A 17,405-nucleotide genomic window follows, 5' to 3' on the forward strand; every position below is an offset into this window, starting at 1 on the left:
CGGGCGAGCAATCGCGATCCCCGCAGTATGATGCGAGCGCACGACATGCGCTACTGCAACGCGCATCGCGCCTATCAGACAGAGCGCTTCTGAATAACGAAGCCGGGCGCCTTTTGGCGCCCGGCTTTAGTGGTGGTTGCGAGCTGGCGTTGAGATCTTAGTTCGCGCCGCCGGTGACACCCTGGCAGCCATCGACCTGACTGCCGGAGGCGCTGTAGGCCGCGATTGCGGTCGGCCGACCGCCATCGATGCTCGGAAGCAGATATTGGCCCTGAATGGCAGCCGCCCAGGCCGGATCCAACTCGTGAAGACCGTTGTTGCGGACAATCGCCGCCACGTTCGGATCGTAACCCGGATTGACAGCGTTCGACGTCGCCGGGTTGTAGGCCGGCAGGCCGGTCTGCGATCCGCCGTACAGCCAGGCCAGCCAGTTCGTCAGCGCCGGCACGCGAGTTCCTGAAGCATCCGCATAGCAGCTATAGACGTCGAGGAAGCTCGCGCCCGTGATCGGATAGGCCCCTGCGCGCTGTGGCGTCGCCAGGATGGACAAGCCATCATAGTGCACGCCACCGAAGACAGTGTTGGTGCCGAACACCTGGGCGTAGACGTTCCAGGCGTCATAGGTTGCCGGCGGTCGGGGGAAGCTGAGGCTGCGGAACGCGGTCTCGGCGCCGGCCGGAGTCGGCGGGATGAAGTTCTGCGCATGGCCGCTGACGACCTGGCCCGGATGATAGACGCCGATGATGCGCTGGTTCAGGTTCTGGATGCTGGCCGAGAGCGGCGCCGGCGCCGCGTAGGTCTGGCCCAGGATCTCTTCGCTGACCGTCGTCGCATAAGGCTGCGTGAAGTCGGCGCTGAGATAGCCGATGTGACCGGCACGGAAGGCCTCGGTGCCGACCTTCAGAGCCTCGTGGTTGCTGCCTTCGGCACTGATCCAGTGCGGATCGGGCCGATCCGAGTCGTCCTCGACGGCGAGCGAATCGCGATGGTCGTGATCGGTGTCGCCTTTGATCGCGCGGATGTTCTCGATCAAATTGGAGAAGTCGGCCGACGGCAGGTTCGCCGTCGTGGTCACCGTCGTGCCGTTGGTGATGCCGACGCCAGTGAAGATCTGCTTGTATTGATAGGTGCCGGTGGGGTCGAGCAGCGGGCAGTTCGTGGCCAGGTAGTTGGTCAGTATGAAGGTCGTGCCGGATTCATCGGAGCGGAACACGACCTTGATCGGCAGGCGCCCGCTGGCATAAGCGGTGGCCGTGACCGTGCCGTCGGTATTGTCGTCGTAGAAGTGCTGGAGCTGCTGCGTTCCGGTCTTGTCGAGATAGGGGATCAGCGTCGTGCTGTCAGCCCAGTCGGTCACCGTGGCCGAGAAGATGGCGCAGAGTTGCGCGGTCGAGAGCTGGATGGCGCCGCCCGCCTGGGTGTTGGGCGAGAGCGCCGACTGGATGGTCCAGGTCACGCCGTTCACGGGATTGGTGGTGTTGACCGCAATGGCGACCGGCACTTCCAGCGCCGGCACCTGGATCGGCGCGCCGACCGTGGTCGGATCGTAGGTTGCGGCCGTGCTGGTGCGGGCGAGGATCGCGAACACCGACTGCCAGTTGGTCGACGGCGTGAAGTCGCCGAACGAAACCGTGGTCAGGCTGCTGACGGGGCTGGCGAGAGGCGCATCGCTGGTGGTGAAATCGAGCCGCGGATAGGGATAGGTTGCGAAGTTGGAGTTCGCGGTGTCCACGAAGGGCGGATTGATCGAAGGCCTCTTCACCACGGTGGGCGCCGATTTCGGATTGCCACGAAACAGCTGATGCGGATCGTTGGCGATAAAGGCCCGCTGGCCATTGCCGCTGCCGACGGCGGCGAACAGGCCCTCGACCGCGGTGGAGACCAGTGTGCAGCTGGTGGGCAAGAGGTCCGGCGATGGCGCCGCGGTGGTGAAGCTCGGCGAGAAGCTGTGGCCGTCATTGGCGACGGTGGTGCCGGCATAGCAGTCGAACAGCTGCCGCAGCGCGAGCGAGGGCAGCATGCTGCCGCCGCCATAGAGGCCGGTCGAGATCGTGCTCTGCGCTGCGGCGGGCGTCTGAGACGCGATGGTGGCGACAGCCGACAGCACGACCAGCGAGGTCGTGCCGAAGAGGCGGGCGGCGAAGGATTTCGTCGTCATGGTGATACTCCCTGTTTGAGATGGTGATGCGTTCGCCGACGCTCGGATGATCTCGCGATCCGGCAGGGATCCTGTTGGTGATGATGAAGAAATGCGATGAAGACAACCTGCAAGAACTAACAAGATTGCGAGCTTATGCGGCGCGCGAGGCAGGCGGCCTTGCGCGTCGTAGCGGCATTGACGCCGGCGAGCGGTTCACATCCTTAAGACAATGTGAGCAGGTGCGACGCGAATCGATTGTTGCTGATTTTGTCGGCCGTCACCCAACGTGACGGATTTGTTGCTGTTCAGCGGTGGATCAAATGTCTTTCGCCATGTCTTTAACTAATAGAACCTGTCGACTCACTGCTGATCCAGTGACGTTTTCACGTGGCGATGCGCGTTTTTCAGCTGCAAAAAAACCGGGCGCCTTGTGGGAGGTGCCCGGTCGTTGTCGTCAGAGCGTTGATGCCGGATCAGGCGCGGCGGCACGATGCGGCATCGTCACGTATCACGGATTGGCGCCGCCGGTGACGCCGGTGCAGCCGTCCACGCTGCCGCCCGAGGCGAGGGCGATGGTAGAGCCCGACCCCGCAACCAGGTAGACATTCTGAACGGCGGAGAGCCAGCCCGAATTCAGCTGGTGGAAGCTATTGTTCGCCAGAATGTCCGCGACATTCGAATCGGTGCCGTTGGTCTGGTAGTACCAGTTCAGGAAGTTGAGCAGGTTCGTCCCGTTGGTATCGTTGCCGTAGCAGCTGTACGCTGCCAGGAAGGTCGTGCCCGAGAGCGGATAGGCGTTGACCTTGCTGGTGAGCGGCAGGACCGGAAGTCCAGCCACCGCGACGCCGCCATGGGCCGGCTCGGTCGACGGGAAGTTGATGCCGTAGACGTTCCAGTTGGCCCAGGTCGAGCCGGCGCCGGGAGCGACCAGCGCGGAGTCTGCCCAGGCGTTATCCACATTGGCCGGCGTCGGCGGGATGAAGGTCAGCGCGGTCGCGGTCGAGGACGGAGTAGTTACGCCCGCAATGCGCTGGTTTTCGTTTTGCACCGACCCTGCATAGGGCGCGTTGCTGGCGATCGCGAACGGCTTGACGAAGTCGCCGCTGACATAGCCGATGCGGCCCGCCTGCGCCGTGGTCACGCCGACCGCGGCCTGAACGCCGCCGCTGCCGCTGGCGCCGACCCAGGCACCCGCCACCGTCGTCGCGGGCGTCCAGGGACCGTTGCCCCGGGCGTTCTGGATGTTGGTGATCAGGTTCGAGAAGCTGGTGCTCGGCAGGTTCGAGGCGCCGAAGATCGTCTTGTACTTGAAGGTGTCGGTCGGATCGATCAGGGGGCAGACGGCCTTCAGGTAGTTGGTGATGATGAAGCTGGTGCCGCTGCCGTCAGAACGGAACGCCACCGATATCGGCAGCGAGGCGCTGGCGTAGGCTTGGGCAGTCGCGACGCCATTGCCGACGTTGGTGTAGTCGAACGCTTGGTTCACGACCGTGCCGGTGCTGGAGAGCGTCGGGATCGTGGCCGTGCTATTCCAGTCGGTCACGAGGCCCGAGAAGATCGCGCAGAGCTGCGCGCTCGAGAGCTGGACCGCGCCGCCGGCCACGATAGTGCCGCCGGACTGGATCTGCGAGTTGATCGTGAACGAGGCGGTCGATGTGTTGCTGACGTTGACCGGAATGGCGACCGGAACCTCGAAGGCCGGCAGCTGGACCGGGTTGCCCCAGGCGGTGACGTTGAAGCTCGCCGGAGTGCTGCTGCCGACCGCAACCTGGGTGGTCGACGTGGTCGCACCGCTCGCCCAGTTGGTCGACGGGGTGAAGCTGAATGCCGCGGTGGTCAGCGACGCCAGCGTCGACGCCAGCGGCGAGTCGGACAGGCCGACATCGACGCGCGGATACGGATAGCTGCCGAAATTGGCCGAGTTGGCCGTATCGACGTAAGGCGGCTGAGCAGCCGGGAACGGCGTGGCAATCGTCGCGCCAGCGTTGACCGTGCCGCCATACCACTGCGCCGGATCGTTGCTGATATAACCACGGAAGCCGTTGCCCGAGCCGACACCGGCATACATGCCCTGGACGGTGGTATCGATGCCGGTGCAGCTGAAGGGCAGCTTGCCGGGCGACAGGGGCGCCGTGGTCGTCAAGAAGGTGAAGCCGTCATTGCCGACGGTCGCGCCGGTGTAGCAGTCGAAGATCTGGCGGAACGCTTCGGAGGCGAGCGTGGAGCCGCCGAAGTAGAGGCCGTTGGTCGCTTGCGCGTTGGCCGGTTGCGCGGCCGAGAGCAGGGCAGCGGCCGACAGCACCAGCGCCGACGACGTGCCGAGCAGATACTTGGTAGTCGATTGCATGTTCATCTCACTCATCCTGAGGGTTGGAACCATCGGCGCGCGGCGTCATCCCATCGTCACGAGACGGACAAGTCAACGTCAGGAATCCTGAAGTATTATGTGCCGTTTGTTCTGGGCCATTTCTCGTCTATTTCAGTAAGGCCTAAGTATCTCGTGCGCCGAAGGAATGTCTCCGTTCGTCGATGATTGGCTCACGACTGATAGACAACTCGAGCGTGAGATTCGCGCAGAGATTATTTCCAGCATTGAGTTGAAAAAATCTTGGCAATACCCGACGATGTGATCTATGGAATCGCGGCGCGATCATGGTGATCTGTGGATGCTGTTCCATGGAGAACAACCTTGGCGCGATCAGTTGGCGGGCGAGGCTTCCATATGGAAGACAATTCGAGCGGGCGACTCGCGATTCGAGTGGAGCATGACGGTCATGCGTTATTGGCTCGTCCCGCGTCGTATGGCGGTCATCATTCGGGACCTTCCAATGTGAAGCGCGCGCAGGAGCTGCATCAGCAGGGCATCGCGCATGCGCGGGCCGAGCGCTGGCGTCAGGCGCTGCGTGCGTTCAACGAGGCGGTGCGGCTCGCGCCGGATCAGCCCAGCTTCAACTATTGCAAGGGCGTGGCGCTCTGCCGGTTCGATCGCTTCGACGACGCGCGCGATGCATTCATGGCGGAGCTGCGCGTGACGCCGACGCACGCGCCGGCGCTGGCCGAGATCGGCACCTGTCTGGCGCGCACCGGCCGTCCACGCGAGGGCATTCCCTACCTGCAGGAGGGCCTGCGGCTGCTGCCGAACATGCCGCTCGCGCAATATAGCCTCGGTCTCGCGTTGCTCACCGATAACCGGCGCAGCGAAGCGCTGGAGGCGCTCGACAGGGCGATCACGCTCGATGCCGGCTACGTTGATGCCTATCGAACGCGTGGGCTGGCCTACGTGATGGATGGCCAGTTCGACAAGGCGGTCGAGGATCTGCAGGCCGCCTCCACTATCGACAGTCAGAACTACAAGGCGATCCTCGAACTCGGCATGAATTTCGGCGTGGCCGAGCGTCACCAGCAGGCCGCGCGCCTGTTCGAGCTCGCCGCCGAGAGCGCGCCGGGCGTCGCCTTGCCGCAATATCTCTATGGTCATTTCCTGATCAATCAGCGCCAGTTCGAACGTGGGCTTAGCTATGTCGACCGTGCGCTCGCGCTGGACCCGCTGCAGGCCGAGCACCACGTCGCCCGTGGTTTCGGCTTCCTTGGCCAGGGCCGCGTCGAAGACGCGGTCGCAGCCTATCGGCGCGCCGGCGAGCTCGATCCCGCCAATGCCGCGGTCGCCGGGACGCTGCTGTTTGCGCTTCAGCACAAGCCGGGGGTGACCCGTGACGAATTGTTGCGCGAGCACAAGCGATGGGCGGCGCTGTACCGTCCCAGCGCGCCGAACGATCGGCTGTCTTTTTCCAACACCCCGGATCCGAGCCGCAAGCCGCGGCTCGGCCTGGTGTCGGCCGACCTGCATCGGCACGCCGTGTCGTTCCTGATCTTGCGTGCCGTCGAGCAGCTCGCAGCGCTCGGCCACGAGATTGTCTGCTACAAGACCGATAGCAAGCGGCAGGATGACGATTTCAGCGAGCGTTATAAGGCGGTGTCGGTGGCCTGGCGCGACGTGTCGAGCAGCAACGATGCGGAGCTCGCGCGCCAGATTGCCGAGGACGGCGTCGACATCCTGTTCGATCTTGCAGGCCACACCGCCGGCAATCGTCTGTCGCTGTTTGCCGGTCGTGCTGCGCCGATCCAGTTGGGCTGGGCCGGCTACGTCGGCACGGTCGGGCTCGACACCTATGACGGCTTGATTGCCGATCCGGTCGAGATTCCGCCGGAGCATGATGCGAGCTATGTCGAGCGGCCGATCCGGCTGCCGGATTGCTATGTCTGCTACCAGCCGCCGACCAGCGCGCCCGACGTGGCGCGGCTGCCGAGCGAGACTGCCGGCCGCTTCGCCTTCGGCTGCTTCAACCGTCCGGCCAAGCTCAATGCCGACGTCGGCAGGGCCTGGGCCCGCATTCTCGCGGAGGTGCCGGAGGCGAGCATCTTGATGGTCTATGGCGGTCTCGGCGAGACCTCGACGCGTGAGGCCGTCTATGCGGTGCTGGAGCGCGGCGGCCTGTCGCGCGAGCGCGTCGAATTGATCGGCGAGAGCGAGCAGGCCAAGCTGCTGGAAGCCTATGGCCAGGTCGATCTCGCACTCGATCCGTTTCCTTATTCGGCCGGCGTCACTACGCTCGAGGCGATGTGGATGGGCGTGCCGACGGTGACCTTGGTCGGCGACACATTTGCCGGTCGCCACTCTGCCGCGCATCTGACTGCTGCTGGCCTCGGCCAGTTCTGCACCACGAGCATCGACGGCTATATCGCGCTTGCCGTCGACTGGACGCGCCGGCGCGGCGAGCTCGCCGAGCTCCGGAGCTCCTTGCGCGGACGGCTGGAAGCGTCACCGCTCTGCGACGCGCCCCGTTTTGCGGATCATCTGTCGCGTGCGCTGATGCAGCTCTGGACCGAGTGGTGTGCCACGCGCAACGCCGTGTGACCCGCCGTCCATCGGCTTGTGACGGCGCACGATGATTGAAGTGGCTGTGAACCGAACACGGGAGGAACGTGGCGATGGCGCGAGCCGGGAACAGTAAGGCGCAGGCGCAAAAAGGCGCGGCTCCGATGTTGAAGCAGGTCTCGACCGAGCGCCAGGCCGAGTTTGCGCAAGCGGTCTTGGACCGCGCCTTCGCGCTGTTCGGTGCCGGACAGATCGATAGCGCCGATGTCCTGCTCGAAACCATGGAGCAGCAGCCGACAGTGCGGCAGCGGGTCGTGCACCTGCGCGGCGTGATCGCCCTGTGCCGCGGCCAGGACGAGGACGCGCTCGATTTCCTGGAAGAAGCGATCAGGCTCGAGCCGTCCGATGCTGATGCTCACGCCAATATCGGCGCCTTGCTGCTGAAGTCGGGGCAGTATCCGCAGGCGCTGGCCGCCTACGCCGCAGCGCTGACCTTGCGGCCGGACAATGCCGCGGCGCGATTTGGCGTTGCGCGTGCGCTCGCCGGCTCGGATCTGCCGGAGCTGGCCATTGATGGCTTTCGCGATGTGCTCATCGCCGATCCCGAACAGGTCGATGCAGCGGCGGAGCTGGCGCTGCTGCTCAAAGATCACGGTCGGCGCGAGGAGGCTGTGGCGCTTCTGGACCAGATGCGCGCGCGTCATCCGGAGCATGAAGCGTTGGCGCGGCTCGCACGCGAAATGACCGACGCCGCGGACGGCGTCGGGGCAGGCGCGAGAGCCGGAGAGGTTTCGCCCAATCCGGGCGGATCGGCGGACCCAGTGATGGCCAGCGCCTTGCGTATGACGGCGACGCCGCGGGTCGCAAGCGCGACGCTTTGCGACGCGCTCTTCATGGAAGGATGTCGTCATCATCGCGCCGGCAATATCGCGCGGTCGAAGCGCTTTTTCGAGCGCGTTCTCGAGATCGATCCGGCGCATATCAATACGCTGTGCAACCTCGGCGCAATCGCGCTCGCGCTCGGAGACGTGGCCCGCGCGCAGATCTTGGCGCAGTCGGCCGTGACTTTGGCGCCCGAGCTTGCGCCGGCGCGGGTCGCGCTCGCCGATGCGATGATGGCCGGCGGCAAGGTCGAGCAGGCACAGGCACACTATCACAAGGCACTGGAACTCGCGCCCGGCGACGATGCAGTCCATGCGCAATACGCGATGGCATTGCAGGCGATCGGTGATCCCGATGATGCAATGGTGCATTTTCTTGCAGCGACCAGGATCAGTCAGCAGCAATCGCCACGGTTCTACGAGGCTCTGGGACGAACCTGCGCTGCGCGTGGAAATTCGCAAGGTGCCGAAATCAGCCTGAAGCACGCGCTTGCGCTCGATCCGCGGTGCGTCGGTGCCCATTGTGCGCTCGGTGAAGTCTACTTGGGAGCCGGTCGGCATGGCGACGCGGAAGCTGCCTTTCGCGCGGCGCTTGCTCTTGACGCAAACGATCTCCAAGCAAGGCGCGGCGTTGAACGGACTGCCCATGCGCGCCGATGCGAAGCGGACGGCGCGCCATGACGTGCGCGCAGTTCCGCGCGAGGAACGGCGGACTTGCGAACGCCGCTTGGCGACCAGGCTGACGTCTGTATTTGCTAGGTTGAAGTTGAGTCTTGACCGGGCAACGCAGGATTGGTCGCCGAGTTGCATGTGTTGTTAGTTGCGCGTGCCGTGCAGCTTTGGTTTCGCAGATGAGTTCATTGCGATGTCATCAACTTTGGTTATGAACAGCGCGGCTGAGATCAAGCGGGCAGAACGCTGCAGCTGGGGATGGGGTCCCTGCTATGAGCGACACCAATCGAGCGGCGTTGCTCAGCCTTCTGGTTGCGAGCTACGACGACCTCAGATCGCGCTTGGCGCGACGCGCTGGCTCTGCAGAGTTGGCGGACGAAGCGCTCCAGGACACATTCCTGCGCCTCTCCAACGCAACCGGAATAGGGCCGGTGCGCGATCTCAAGGCGTATCTGTTCAGGGTGGCGCTGAGCATCGTCAGCAATCGGCGCGTTGCGGAACGTCGCCGTCGCACCATACCGGAAACCGATGCGCTGTTCGACATGGTGGACGACAAGCCGGGGCCGGACCGCGTGATCGAGGCGCGCTCGGAGATCGGCGCGTTGAAGCAGGTGATCCAGGAACTGCCGTCGCGTCGACGCGAGATCTTCATGGCGACCTTTGTCGACGAAGTTCCGTTGCGGGACACGGCGGAACGATTCGGTGTCAGCGTGCGAACGGTGCAGGTGGAGCTCAAGCAGGCTCTGGTCCATTGCGCGAGGCGCCTCGACCGGACGACGCAGGCGTCGCGTTCGACGCGGTTGCAGAACCAGCTCTATCAGCAGGCGCAGGCGCGACGCGCGTTGCATTGGAATCAGACGCTTGCAGCCGACGATTGTCCGCGCATGGCAGCGCCCGACGAGCCGGTGTGATCTTGCGCAGAGAGATGCCAAGCCGTCGGCCGGCGGTCTTGATTGCAGGGTGCCAATCGGCCGGTCGCAGCGCAAGGACCGGATCGACATGAGCTCCGTCGAGGAGAAGATCAGACCGCGGACGCGACGGCCTCTGCCCGTCGACTTCATGGCGCATCTCGCTGCGCGCGGCGCGTTGCGGGACGCCCAGGCGGCGGACGTGGCACGAACGCCGCGCCACGGCGAGGCAATGTCCGCACCCGTCGATTGGAGTGCATTGACCAAGCTTACCGCATCGGCCCTTGCCGACGAACTGGCAGGCTTCTACGGCTGCGGCCGCGTCAAGCGCGACGATCTCACCCAACGCCGCTTCGCCGGCGGCGATATGTCGATGCGTTTCCTGAGGGAGGGCCGGCTGTTTCCTTATGAGGACGCGGGCGGCGCCTGCAATCTGGCGGTGGCCGCGCCGATCGACGACGAGACGCTGCGGTCGATCGAGATTGCATTGCGCAAGCCGATCGCGCTGGCGGCGGCGACCGCCGACGATATCGATGCGGCGCTGTCGCTGCAGATCGAGGCGGATCAGACCAACGCCCTGCCGCAGGCGTCCGCCGGCGCAGGCGAGGACGACCTCGACAACCTTCGTGACCTCGCCCGCGGCGCCCCGGTGGTGCGCGCGCTGGATGACCTGCTTCGCCTGGCAGTCGAGCAGCGCGCAACGGATCTGCACATCGAACCCAATGGCGACGGCCTGCAGGTGCGGCTGCGCATCGACGGCATGTTGAAGCACGTCCCGGCACCGCCGATGAGCATGGCCAAGGGCATCCTGTCGCGCCTGAAGATCCTGGCGGGGCTCAACATCATCGAGCGCCGTCTTGCCCAGGATGGCCGGGCGCATATCGCCGTCGGGGGCTCGGAGATCGATCTGCGCGTCGCGACCATGCCGACGATGCATGGCGAATGCGCCGTGATCCGTCTGCTGCGCAAGGGTTCCGGTCTGGTCGCGCTGAACCAGATCGGGCTCGGCCCGCGCGACGAGGCCATCCTGCGCAAGGCGCTGCTCGCACCTTACGGCATGATCATCGTCACCGGGCCGACAGGCTCGGGCAAGACGACCACGCTGGCCGCCTCGCTCGCCGTGATCAACGAGCCGACGCGCAAGATCCTGACCATCGAGGATCCGGTCGAGTATCAGATCCCCGGCATCAACCAGACCCAGGTCCATCCCGCAATCGGGCTGACCTTCGCCTCGGCGCTGCGCTCCTTCATGCGCCTCGACCCGGATGTCATCATGGTCGGCGAAATGCGGGATTCTGAGACCGCGCATATCGGCGTCCATGCGGCGCTGACCGGGCATCTCGTCTTGACGACATTGCACACCAACACCGCGGCCGGCGCGATCACGCGGATGATCGACATGGGAATCGAAAGCTTCCTGTTGGCGTCCTCTGCGCGGGTGATCGTGGCCCAGCGCCTGGTGCGCATCCTCTGCGACCATTGCAAGGAGCCTCACCGTTTGACGGAAGCGGAGGTCGGCGCGGACGAGCGCTATGCCGCGCTCGGCATCGCACCGGGTGAGACCGTCTGCCGTCCCAAGGGCTGCGAATGGTGCGGCTTCACCGGCTTTCGCGGACGCAAGGGCGTGTTCGAGATCATGGAGATCGGCCCCGCGCTGCGCCGGGCAATCGGTCCGAAGACGGATGCCAGTGAGCTCGAAGCGGCCGCGCGGCGCGAAGGCATGAGCACGATGACCGAGGACGGCATCGTCAAGCTCCGCGCCGGGCAGACCACGCTCGACGAAATCTTCCGCCTCACCTCGAGCCTGTAGCGACCATGCCGCATTACCGCTATCGCGCGCTGACCCGGGCCGGAGAGATCATCCTCGGCGATGTCGAGGCGCCCTCGCGCGAGGAGGTGTTGCGGCGGATCGAATATCTCGGCCATCTGCCGGTCGAGGCCGAGATCGCCGGCTCTGGCGCGAAGCGAAGCAGCCTCATCAGCCGCGGATCGTTGGGCGCGCGCGAGCTGACGACCTTTCTCCGGCTGCTCGCGCTTCTGCTGCGCTCCGGATTGAACCTCGAAGCCTCGCTGCAGACACTGGAGGACGACACCAATAAATCGGTCGCGCGTTTTGCCGCAGGGCTTCGGTCCGCGGTGTCCGGCGGTGATGGTTTTGCCGAGGCGCTGGAGCGGCAGGCCACCTCGCTCGAGCCGATGTATGTCGCGATGGTCCGCGCCGGCGAGGCGTCGGGCAAGCTCGAAGTGGTGTTGCGCGCGATCGTCGAGGACCGCACCCGCCGCGAGCAGATGTCGCAACGGATCAGCACGGCGACCCGCTATCCGCTGTTCCTGGTTGGATCGGCGATCGTGATCCTGTTCTTCTTCCTGCTCTATGTGGTGCCGCAGTTCGAGCCCATCTTCACCGAGATGCAGGGCCGTCTGAATACGGGCGCGGCCTTCGCGCTGACAGCGTCGACCTGGCTGCGCTCGCATCTCGATCTGCTGCTCGGCATCGGCACCGGCGTGCTGCTGGTCGGCTGGCTCATCCTGCGCCAGCCGGCCGCGCGTGCCCGACTGGCGGCCGGCTTTGCCAGCCTTCCGGGGATTGCCGGGCTGATGCACGATCGCCGTGCGGCGCGCTTCATTGGTACGCTTGGACTTCTGGTGGAAAACGGCGTGGCGCTGCCGGCGGCGCTGAAAATTCTGCGCGATATCGTGACAGAGCCGGATTACGTCGCCGCAGTCGAGCAGGTGCATGAGCAGGTCCGCAATGGCCGCCGGTTCATCGAAGCGCTTGCCGACAGCAAGCTGGTGCCGCCGCTCGCAGTGCGCATGCTGCGTGTCGGCGACGAGACCGGCGACCTGTCTGCGATTGCGCAGCACGCCTCGCAGTTCTATGAGCAGCGGCTCGCCATCGGCCTCGATCGCATGATGGGTGCGATCGGCCCTGTTACCATCATCCTGGTCAGCATCGGCATCGGCTCCCTGATCGTCTCGATCATGAGCGCGCTGCTGAGCATCACCGAGCTCGCCAAATGACGGCTCCCATTAGCAGCGATCCGCGCGCCGGCTCGACCCTGATCGAGATGATGGCCGTCATGGTGATCATGGCGATGCTGGCGTCGCTGGTCGGCGTGCTGCTGCCCGGCACCGGCCGCGGCAGGCTGAAGGCGCTGACCTTGCAGACGGCCGCGATGATGCGGCGCGAACGTCTCGCGGCCGTGCTCACCGGAACCAGCCGCCAGATCTCGCTCGATACTGGCGCGCGCCAACTCATCGGCGACAGCGGAGCGATTGCGATTCCGCGCGACGTGGTGGTCGACGTGGTCGGCGTGGATGAAATCTGGTCGGGGCGTCAGGCCGTGGTGCGATTCGAGCCCGACGGCGCCTCGACCGGTGCCGCGCTCAAATTCTCCTGGGACAAGGTGCGCTATGAGGTGGATGTCTCCTGGTACAACGGCCGGGTCGCGGTCGATGTTCAGTGAACGCCGCGCCGCTCGCGCGGGCTTTACGCTGATCGAGGCGCTGGTGGCGATGACGCTGCTGCTCGCCTTCATGTCCGTGGTCGGGCCCCAGCTGTTTCACGCGCGCCGCATCGCCGATCGCATCGATGGCCGCATCGCGGCGCAGACGCTGTTACGGACGCTGCTCGACGCGCCGGTTGATCGCGCGCAGCTTGCCGCGGGACCGCGCAGCGGCGAGACCGGCGGGATGCGCTGGAGCATCAGCGCCGAGCCGATGTTTGTCGAGGCGATGATCCCTCCCGCCGCGGCGCCGGTCCCTGTCAAGGCAACCAAGTCGGTCGAACCGGTCGAGAAGGGCCCGAGCTGGATCGCGTATCACCTGACGGCTGTAGTGTCGTGGGCGCCCGGGCGGATGGTCACCGCCGATACCTTGCGGCTCGGTCTGCCCGGAGATGACCGATGATGAGGCTCCAGCTCTGCGTCCGCCATTCCGGCGAGCATGGCTTCACCCTGATCGAGGTGCTGGCGGCGCTGGCGATCGGGGCGGCCGTGATCGCAGGCACCGCGGCGCTGATCCACAATGTCGCGCTCAATTTCGATCGGGGCACCGGCCTTGCCGGCAAGACCGATCAGCTGCTGCTGGCAGTCGAGCGCATCGCGGCGGATCTGGGATCGGCACGGCAGGTGCCACAGGGACGCGACGTCCAAACGGGCGCAGCCTTTGTCGGCGCGCCCGGCCAACTCAAGTTCATCGCCGCCGGCGGCGCAGCTTCGGGACCACAGGGCGAGGAGGCGGTCAGCCTGACGGTCGAGGACGTCGATGGGGCGGCGCGCCTGATCCGGCGCCGCGCGCCGTGGCTCGGGCAGCGCACCTTGTTCGAAAGCGTCGCGCTGCGCGATCCGATCGAGCTGATCGAAGGTCAGGTCGATATCAGCTTCGCATTTGCCGGCGTCGGCACGGACGGCCATCTGACATGGAGCGACAGCTGGCGCGGCCAGCCGCTGCTGCCGGTGATGGTGCGGCTCACGATCCGGGACCGCGCGAGCGGCGCCGAACTGCTTCCGGACACCGAGTTCGCGCTGCACGCCGACGCGCCGATCGGCTGTGCCCGTGCCGGCGCGAGTGCGGACTGTTTGAAAGGGGGGGCACCGGAGCAAACCCCGCCGGCGAAAGTTCGGCCCAAGAATGAACCGACTGGCAACGAGCCCGCTGGAGCCCGTGGATGAGCGTCCGGGACAGCGAGCGCGGAATGGTTTTGTTCGCCGTGCTGTGGGCGATCGCGTTCTGCTCCGTGCTGGTGATGGCGACCTCGGCAAGCTTCCGCAGCCTGGCCGGGATCGTGGCGATCGACCGCGACCGCGTGCAGGCGGATGCGCTGTTGAGCGCCGGCGTGGAGGCTGCGGCCGGCATGGTCGCCGTGATCAAGGATGCGCCGCTCACCGCGCGCAGCACCGTCGTCATCCTGCCGACCGGGACGGTGCGGGTGAGTATCAGCGACGAGACCGGCCGTATCGATATCGGCAGGGCGCCGGCCGAAATGCTGGCTTCGCTGCTGCGTCATGTCGGTGCCGATGATGATGAGGCCGATCGTCTAGCCCGGACGATCGTCGGCCTGCGCGAACCGGACCAGGCCGCGCGTCCGAGCAATCCGGCGCCGCGGCCCAATGATGCTGCGCCGCGTTCGGATGCCGGCGCCGCGCGTCAGCCCGCTGCCGACAAGAAGCCCGATCAGCCTGCACCTTCGCAGGCGCAGTCGCCGTTCACCGACATCCGCCAGCTCGCTGCGGTCCCGGGGATGCGGACGGAATGGATCGCCGCGATGGCGCCGTTGGTCACCGTCTATGGCAGCGAGGCCGTGAATCCGTTGACGGCACCCGTCGCGGTCCTCCGAGCGCTGCCATTCTTCGAGGAGGCGCGGCTGGAAGGCTTTCTCGCGATGCGCCAAGCGCCGCTGGTCGACGCCGAGCGGCTCGCATTCCTGCTCGGTCGCACGCAAGCCTATCTGAAAGTTCAGCAAAGGCAGGTGATCTCGGTCGCGCTCGCGGCGAGCACCACGGATGGCTATGCGGCGCAGGCAAGCGGCTTCATCGTGCTGCTCAAGGGCGACAAGCTGCCTTACCGTGTTCTTGCCTGGACTCCTGGCGCACAGGCGCGCGTGCGCGACATCGCCATGCTGTCGGGGGACGACGATGGACGTTGAGGTGATCGCCAGGCGATGGATCGATGCGCTGGCGCGGCTTTGGCTTGGCTGGCGCGACCGGCGCCGCGCCCGAAACTCGCTCAGGCTTCGCCAGGCTGATGACGGCCTGATCGTACGACAGAGCGACGGCCAGGAACGGATCGTCCCCGGCGCGCTGTCGTCGGGAGCCGTCCTTCCGAGTGATGTCGTCCGCTCGGCGCAACGTGCTTTCGTGATGCTTGAACTCGGCAGCGACGAGATCGTCTCGCGCCGCATGACCGTTCCGGCGCAGGCCCGCGACCTGCTGCCGGGCATTGTTCGCAACCAGATCGAACGGCTCTCGCCGTGGCGTCCGGCTCAGGCCTATTACGGGTTCGAGATCCAGGACGGTGCCGATGCCGGCAGTCTCGACGTGCGGATTCTGATCACGCCCCGCGCCGCTGTCGATGAATCCTGTCAGCGGCTGGCGGCGCTGGGTCTCCACGTCGACGCCGTGGTGGCCGGGGCGCCGCCGGCGGGCATGACGCTGTGGTCGCGGCTTGCGGATGCTGACAGCGCACGGGTGAAGCGCCTGCGCCGGGCGATCGGTAGCCTGCTGGCCGCCGCCGTCTGCATCGCCGTGCTCGTGAACGTCTGGACCTTCATGACGTCAGCGGCGGCGGACGCCGAGAGCGAGGAGATCGGCGCGGAGATCGCCAGGCTGCAACGCCAGGTCAAGGGCACCTATTCGGCGCAGTCGATCGCTGCGCTTCCGCCGGCCGAGCGCGCCTGGGCGTTGAAGGAAACCTCATTGGTCTCGGCGATCGTGATCGAGGCGCTGTCGCGCGCGCTGCCGGACAGCGCCTATCTGACGGAGCTGACCATCGATGGCGCGACGGTGCGGATCGCCGGGATCGCGCAGGACGCGCCCGCGCTGATCGCCCCGCTCGAGCAATCGGGACAGTTCAAGGACGTCCACTTCTACGCGCCGACCACGCGCAGCGCCGACGGCGCTCGCTTTGTCTTCCACATCGAGGCGCGCGTCGAGCCACACCAGACAATAGGCGGAGGTTAGGGGATGCCGAAGCTGAACCTCAGGCTGAAGCTCGATCTGAACCGCGAGCAGTTGCTCGCGCTGGGCGCCTTCTGCGCGCTGCTCGTCATCTGCGCGCTCGCCATCGCAAATGCGCTGCTGAGCTGGGCGGAGGCGACGCAAGCCCGCGACGACCGGCGCGACCAGCTCGCAAGCCTGCGGTCGCGCGTGGGCAGCGTCGCCAAGCAGCGCCAGCAGACGCAGACCATTGCGGCGCCTGCGCCTGCCTTTCTTGATGCTGCCACCAGCGGGCTGGCCACCGCGCAGTTCCAGGCCTATCTGTCGCAACTGATGACGGACCAGAAAGCGGTTCTGGTCTCGTCCGGGATTCAGCCGGCCGAGCGCGACGACAGGAGCGACGCGATAAGGCTTCAGGTCGCGCTGACCGCGACGATTCCTGCGCTGCAGGCGCTGCTGTACCGGCTGGAGAGCGGAACTCCTTACGTGTTCGTGGACTCGTTGTCGCTGCAACTCGGCGGCTCGACCGAACGCAACACTGCCGACCCGGTCTTAAAGGTCACGCTGACGGTGCATGCGTTCTGGCGCCGGCCGAGCGCGTGAGCTGTGTGCTCCGCGTTGTCGGCGCAGAGCGCTGCGCTCGAGCAAACGCTCGCAGAGCTGCGAGCGAGCACCTGAAGCCGCGTCAGTCTTTCCTGATGATCGGGGCCCTTACGATCGACGTGGCCGCAGCCGAGTTGGACGGCCATGCCCAATGCCGCGGCCGGGTCGGAACAAAGCCGGCGATATGCGAGCAATCGCCACTCTGGGAGCCGAACACCGTCCATTGCGTCACTTTCCAGACCGTGCGCCCGCGCAGGCTGGCGCCGGCGATGACGCAATTGTTCCAGGGCGCGACGATGAACTGGATGTCGTAGCAACCGGGCGCGAGCCCCGAGACCGTTGCCAGTCTTGAGGGCGGAAGCGGCTCAGCCAGCTGATCAGGACCCCACTGCCCGGCATCGCAGGGCGAGACATAGAGATGTTGGAGAAAGACCGGCGAGGCGTTGACGATCGAGAATTCGGCGGCGTCGACGGGCGAACAGGCTGCGAAAAGCGAGGCTGCTAATGCCAACGCCGTTAGTGCCAACGTTGCGAATGAGGACATCATCGTGGCAATCGACGTCCACGCAAGCGTTCGAGATGTCGCGCTCAGAGCGCGCATCCCATCTCGTCGGCCTATCATCGCTGGACCGTCCCGATGTCTTTGCTGACGACGGTAGCATCTTGCCA

Annotated in this window: 15 protein-coding genes; 12 read left to right on the forward strand and 3 right to left on the reverse strand. The window is 65.8% G+C overall.

All coding sequences use genetic code 11. From position 1 onward, the window contains the following. Positions 1-157 precede the first annotated feature (157 nt). On the reverse strand, positions 158-2,158 hold the full coding sequence (locus ACQR1W_RS16155; RefSeq protein WP_434851685.1) for a substrate-binding domain-containing protein: 2,001 nt from the start codon (positions 2,156-2,158) through the stop codon (positions 158-160). A gap of 77 nt (positions 2,159-2,235) precedes the next feature. On the opposite strand from ACQR1W_RS16155, the gene ACQR1W_RS16160 reads away from it, so the two are divergent. Beyond that, positions 2,236-2,430, forward strand: coding sequence for a hypothetical protein (locus ACQR1W_RS16160; protein WP_434851686.1), 195 nt, complete (start codon positions 2,236-2,238; stop codon positions 2,428-2,430). A 218-nt stretch (positions 2,431-2,648) separates the two neighbouring features. Here the strand turns inward: ACQR1W_RS16160 and ACQR1W_RS16165 are convergent, their stop codons facing one another. After that, on the reverse strand, positions 2,649-4,493 hold the full coding sequence (locus ACQR1W_RS16165; protein ID WP_434851687.1) for a substrate-binding domain-containing protein: 1,845 nt from the start codon (positions 4,491-4,493) through the stop codon (positions 2,649-2,651). Positions 4,494-4,970: 477 nt separating this feature from the next. Here ACQR1W_RS16165 and ACQR1W_RS16170 point away from each other — a divergent pair, with 477 nt between their 5' ends. The 11 genes from ACQR1W_RS16170 (at position 4,971) to gspM (ending at position 16,736) form a co-directional block, all read left to right on the forward strand. After that, positions 4,971-7,055, forward strand: a complete 2,085-nt coding sequence (locus ACQR1W_RS16170) for a tetratricopeptide repeat protein (protein ID WP_434851688.1) — start codon at positions 4,971-4,973, stop codon at positions 7,053-7,055. Positions 7,056-7,297: 242 nt separating this feature from the next. Further along, the gene (locus tag ACQR1W_RS16175) at positions 7,298-8,578 is read left to right on the forward strand and encodes a tetratricopeptide repeat protein (RefSeq protein WP_434851858.1); all 1,281 of its coding nucleotides are present in this window, start codon (positions 7,298-7,300) and stop codon (positions 8,576-8,578) included. Between the two features lie 263 nt (positions 8,579-8,841). Next, positions 8,842-9,480 carry an RNA polymerase sigma factor gene (locus ACQR1W_RS16180; protein ID WP_434851689.1) on the forward strand — a complete coding sequence of 213 codons (639 nt, stop codon included), beginning with the start codon at positions 8,842-8,844 and terminating at the stop codon, positions 9,478-9,480. 88 nt (positions 9,481-9,568) lie between these two features. After that, positions 9,569-11,287 carry a GspE/PulE family protein gene (locus ACQR1W_RS16185; protein ID WP_434851690.1) on the forward strand — a complete coding sequence of 573 codons (1,719 nt, stop codon included), beginning with the start codon at positions 9,569-9,571 and terminating at the stop codon, positions 11,285-11,287. A gap of 5 nt (positions 11,288-11,292) precedes the next feature. Further along, positions 11,293-12,498, forward strand: coding sequence for a type II secretion system F family protein (locus ACQR1W_RS16190; protein ID WP_434851691.1), 1,206 nt, complete (start codon positions 11,293-11,295; stop codon positions 12,496-12,498). Next, a complete protein-coding gene (locus tag ACQR1W_RS16195; RefSeq protein ID WP_434851692.1) occupies positions 12,495-12,944 on the forward strand; it encodes a prepilin-type N-terminal cleavage/methylation domain-containing protein in 450 nt (149 codons plus the stop codon). The genes ACQR1W_RS16190 and ACQR1W_RS16195 overlap by 4 nt, the downstream gene beginning before the upstream one ends. Continuing rightward, positions 12,934-13,386, forward strand: a complete 453-nt coding sequence (locus tag ACQR1W_RS16200; protein ID WP_434851693.1) for a prepilin-type N-terminal cleavage/methylation domain-containing protein — start codon at positions 12,934-12,936, stop codon at positions 13,384-13,386. Before ACQR1W_RS16195 ends, ACQR1W_RS16200 begins: the two co-directional genes overlap by 11 nt. Further along, positions 13,383-14,150: a PulJ/GspJ family protein gene (locus tag ACQR1W_RS16205; protein WP_434851694.1), complete on the forward strand. Its 768-nt coding sequence runs from the start codon at positions 13,383-13,385 to the stop codon at positions 14,148-14,150. Before ACQR1W_RS16200 ends, ACQR1W_RS16205 begins: the two co-directional genes overlap by 4 nt. Beyond that, positions 14,147-15,124 (forward strand): general secretion pathway protein GspK, encoded by a 978-nt coding sequence (locus ACQR1W_RS16210; RefSeq protein ID WP_434851695.1) that lies wholly within the window; start codon positions 14,147-14,149, stop codon positions 15,122-15,124. Before ACQR1W_RS16205 ends, ACQR1W_RS16210 begins: the two co-directional genes overlap by 4 nt. Then, positions 15,114-16,157 carry a PilN domain-containing protein gene (locus tag ACQR1W_RS16215; RefSeq protein WP_434851696.1) on the forward strand — a complete coding sequence of 348 codons (1,044 nt, stop codon included), beginning with the start codon at positions 15,114-15,116 and terminating at the stop codon, positions 16,155-16,157. The genes ACQR1W_RS16210 and ACQR1W_RS16215 overlap by 11 nt, the downstream gene beginning before the upstream one ends. A gap of 3 nt (positions 16,158-16,160) precedes the next feature. After that, on the forward strand, positions 16,161-16,736 hold the full coding sequence (gspM, locus tag ACQR1W_RS16220) for a type II secretion system protein GspM (RefSeq protein WP_434851697.1): 576 nt from the start codon (positions 16,161-16,163) through the stop codon (positions 16,734-16,736). Positions 16,737-16,818: 82 nt separating this feature from the next. Here gspM and ACQR1W_RS16225 read toward each other — a convergent pair whose 3' ends face one another. Next, on the reverse strand, positions 16,819-17,283 hold the full coding sequence (locus ACQR1W_RS16225; RefSeq protein ID WP_434851698.1) for a hypothetical protein: 465 nt from the start codon (positions 17,281-17,283) through the stop codon (positions 16,819-16,821). Positions 17,284-17,405 lie beyond the last annotated feature (122 nt).

It is taken from the genome of Bradyrhizobium sp. HKCCYLS1011 (genome assembly GCF_051167795.1).
In the GTDB taxonomy this organism is placed as follows: domain Bacteria; phylum Pseudomonadota; class Alphaproteobacteria; order Rhizobiales; family Xanthobacteraceae; genus Bradyrhizobium.

Excerpts from the sequence above, each read along its gene's own strand:
- ACQR1W_RS16195 (WP_434851692.1), top strand. The coding sequence starts at position 12,495 with ATGACGGCTCCCATTAGCAGCGATCCGCGCGCCGGCTCGACCCTGATC.
- ACQR1W_RS16200 (WP_434851693.1), top strand. The coding sequence starts at position 12,934 with ATGTTCAGTGAACGCCGCGCCGCTCGCGCGGGCTTTACGCTGATCGAG.
- ACQR1W_RS16180 (WP_434851689.1), top strand. The coding sequence starts at position 8,842 with ATGAGCGACACCAATCGAGCGGCGTTGCTCAGCCTTCTGGTTGCGAGC.
- gspM (WP_434851697.1), top strand. The coding sequence starts at position 16,161 with ATGCCGAAGCTGAACCTCAGGCTGAAGCTCGATCTGAACCGCGAGCAG.
- ACQR1W_RS16185 (WP_434851690.1), top strand. The coding sequence starts at position 9,569 with ATGAGCTCCGTCGAGGAGAAGATCAGACCGCGGACGCGACGGCCTCTG.
- ACQR1W_RS16225 (WP_434851698.1), bottom strand. The coding sequence starts at position 17,283 with ATGATGTCCTCATTCGCAACGTTGGCACTAACGGCGTTGGCATTAGCA.
- ACQR1W_RS16205 (WP_434851694.1), top strand. The coding sequence starts at position 13,383 with ATGATGAGGCTCCAGCTCTGCGTCCGCCATTCCGGCGAGCATGGCTTC.
- ACQR1W_RS16210 (WP_434851695.1), top strand. The coding sequence starts at position 14,147 with ATGAGCGTCCGGGACAGCGAGCGCGGAATGGTTTTGTTCGCCGTGCTG.
- ACQR1W_RS16175 (WP_434851858.1), top strand. The coding sequence starts at position 7,298 with ATGGAGCAGCAGCCGACAGTGCGGCAGCGGGTCGTGCACCTGCGCGGC.
- ACQR1W_RS16215 (WP_434851696.1), top strand. The coding sequence starts at position 15,114 with ATGGACGTTGAGGTGATCGCCAGGCGATGGATCGATGCGCTGGCGCGG.
- ACQR1W_RS16155 (WP_434851685.1), bottom strand. The coding sequence starts at position 2,158 with ATGACGACGAAATCCTTCGCCGCCCGCCTCTTCGGCACGACCTCGCTG.
- ACQR1W_RS16165 (WP_434851687.1), bottom strand. The coding sequence starts at position 4,493 with ATGAACATGCAATCGACTACCAAGTATCTGCTCGGCACGTCGTCGGCG.
- ACQR1W_RS16190 (WP_434851691.1), top strand. The coding sequence starts at position 11,293 with ATGCCGCATTACCGCTATCGCGCGCTGACCCGGGCCGGAGAGATCATC.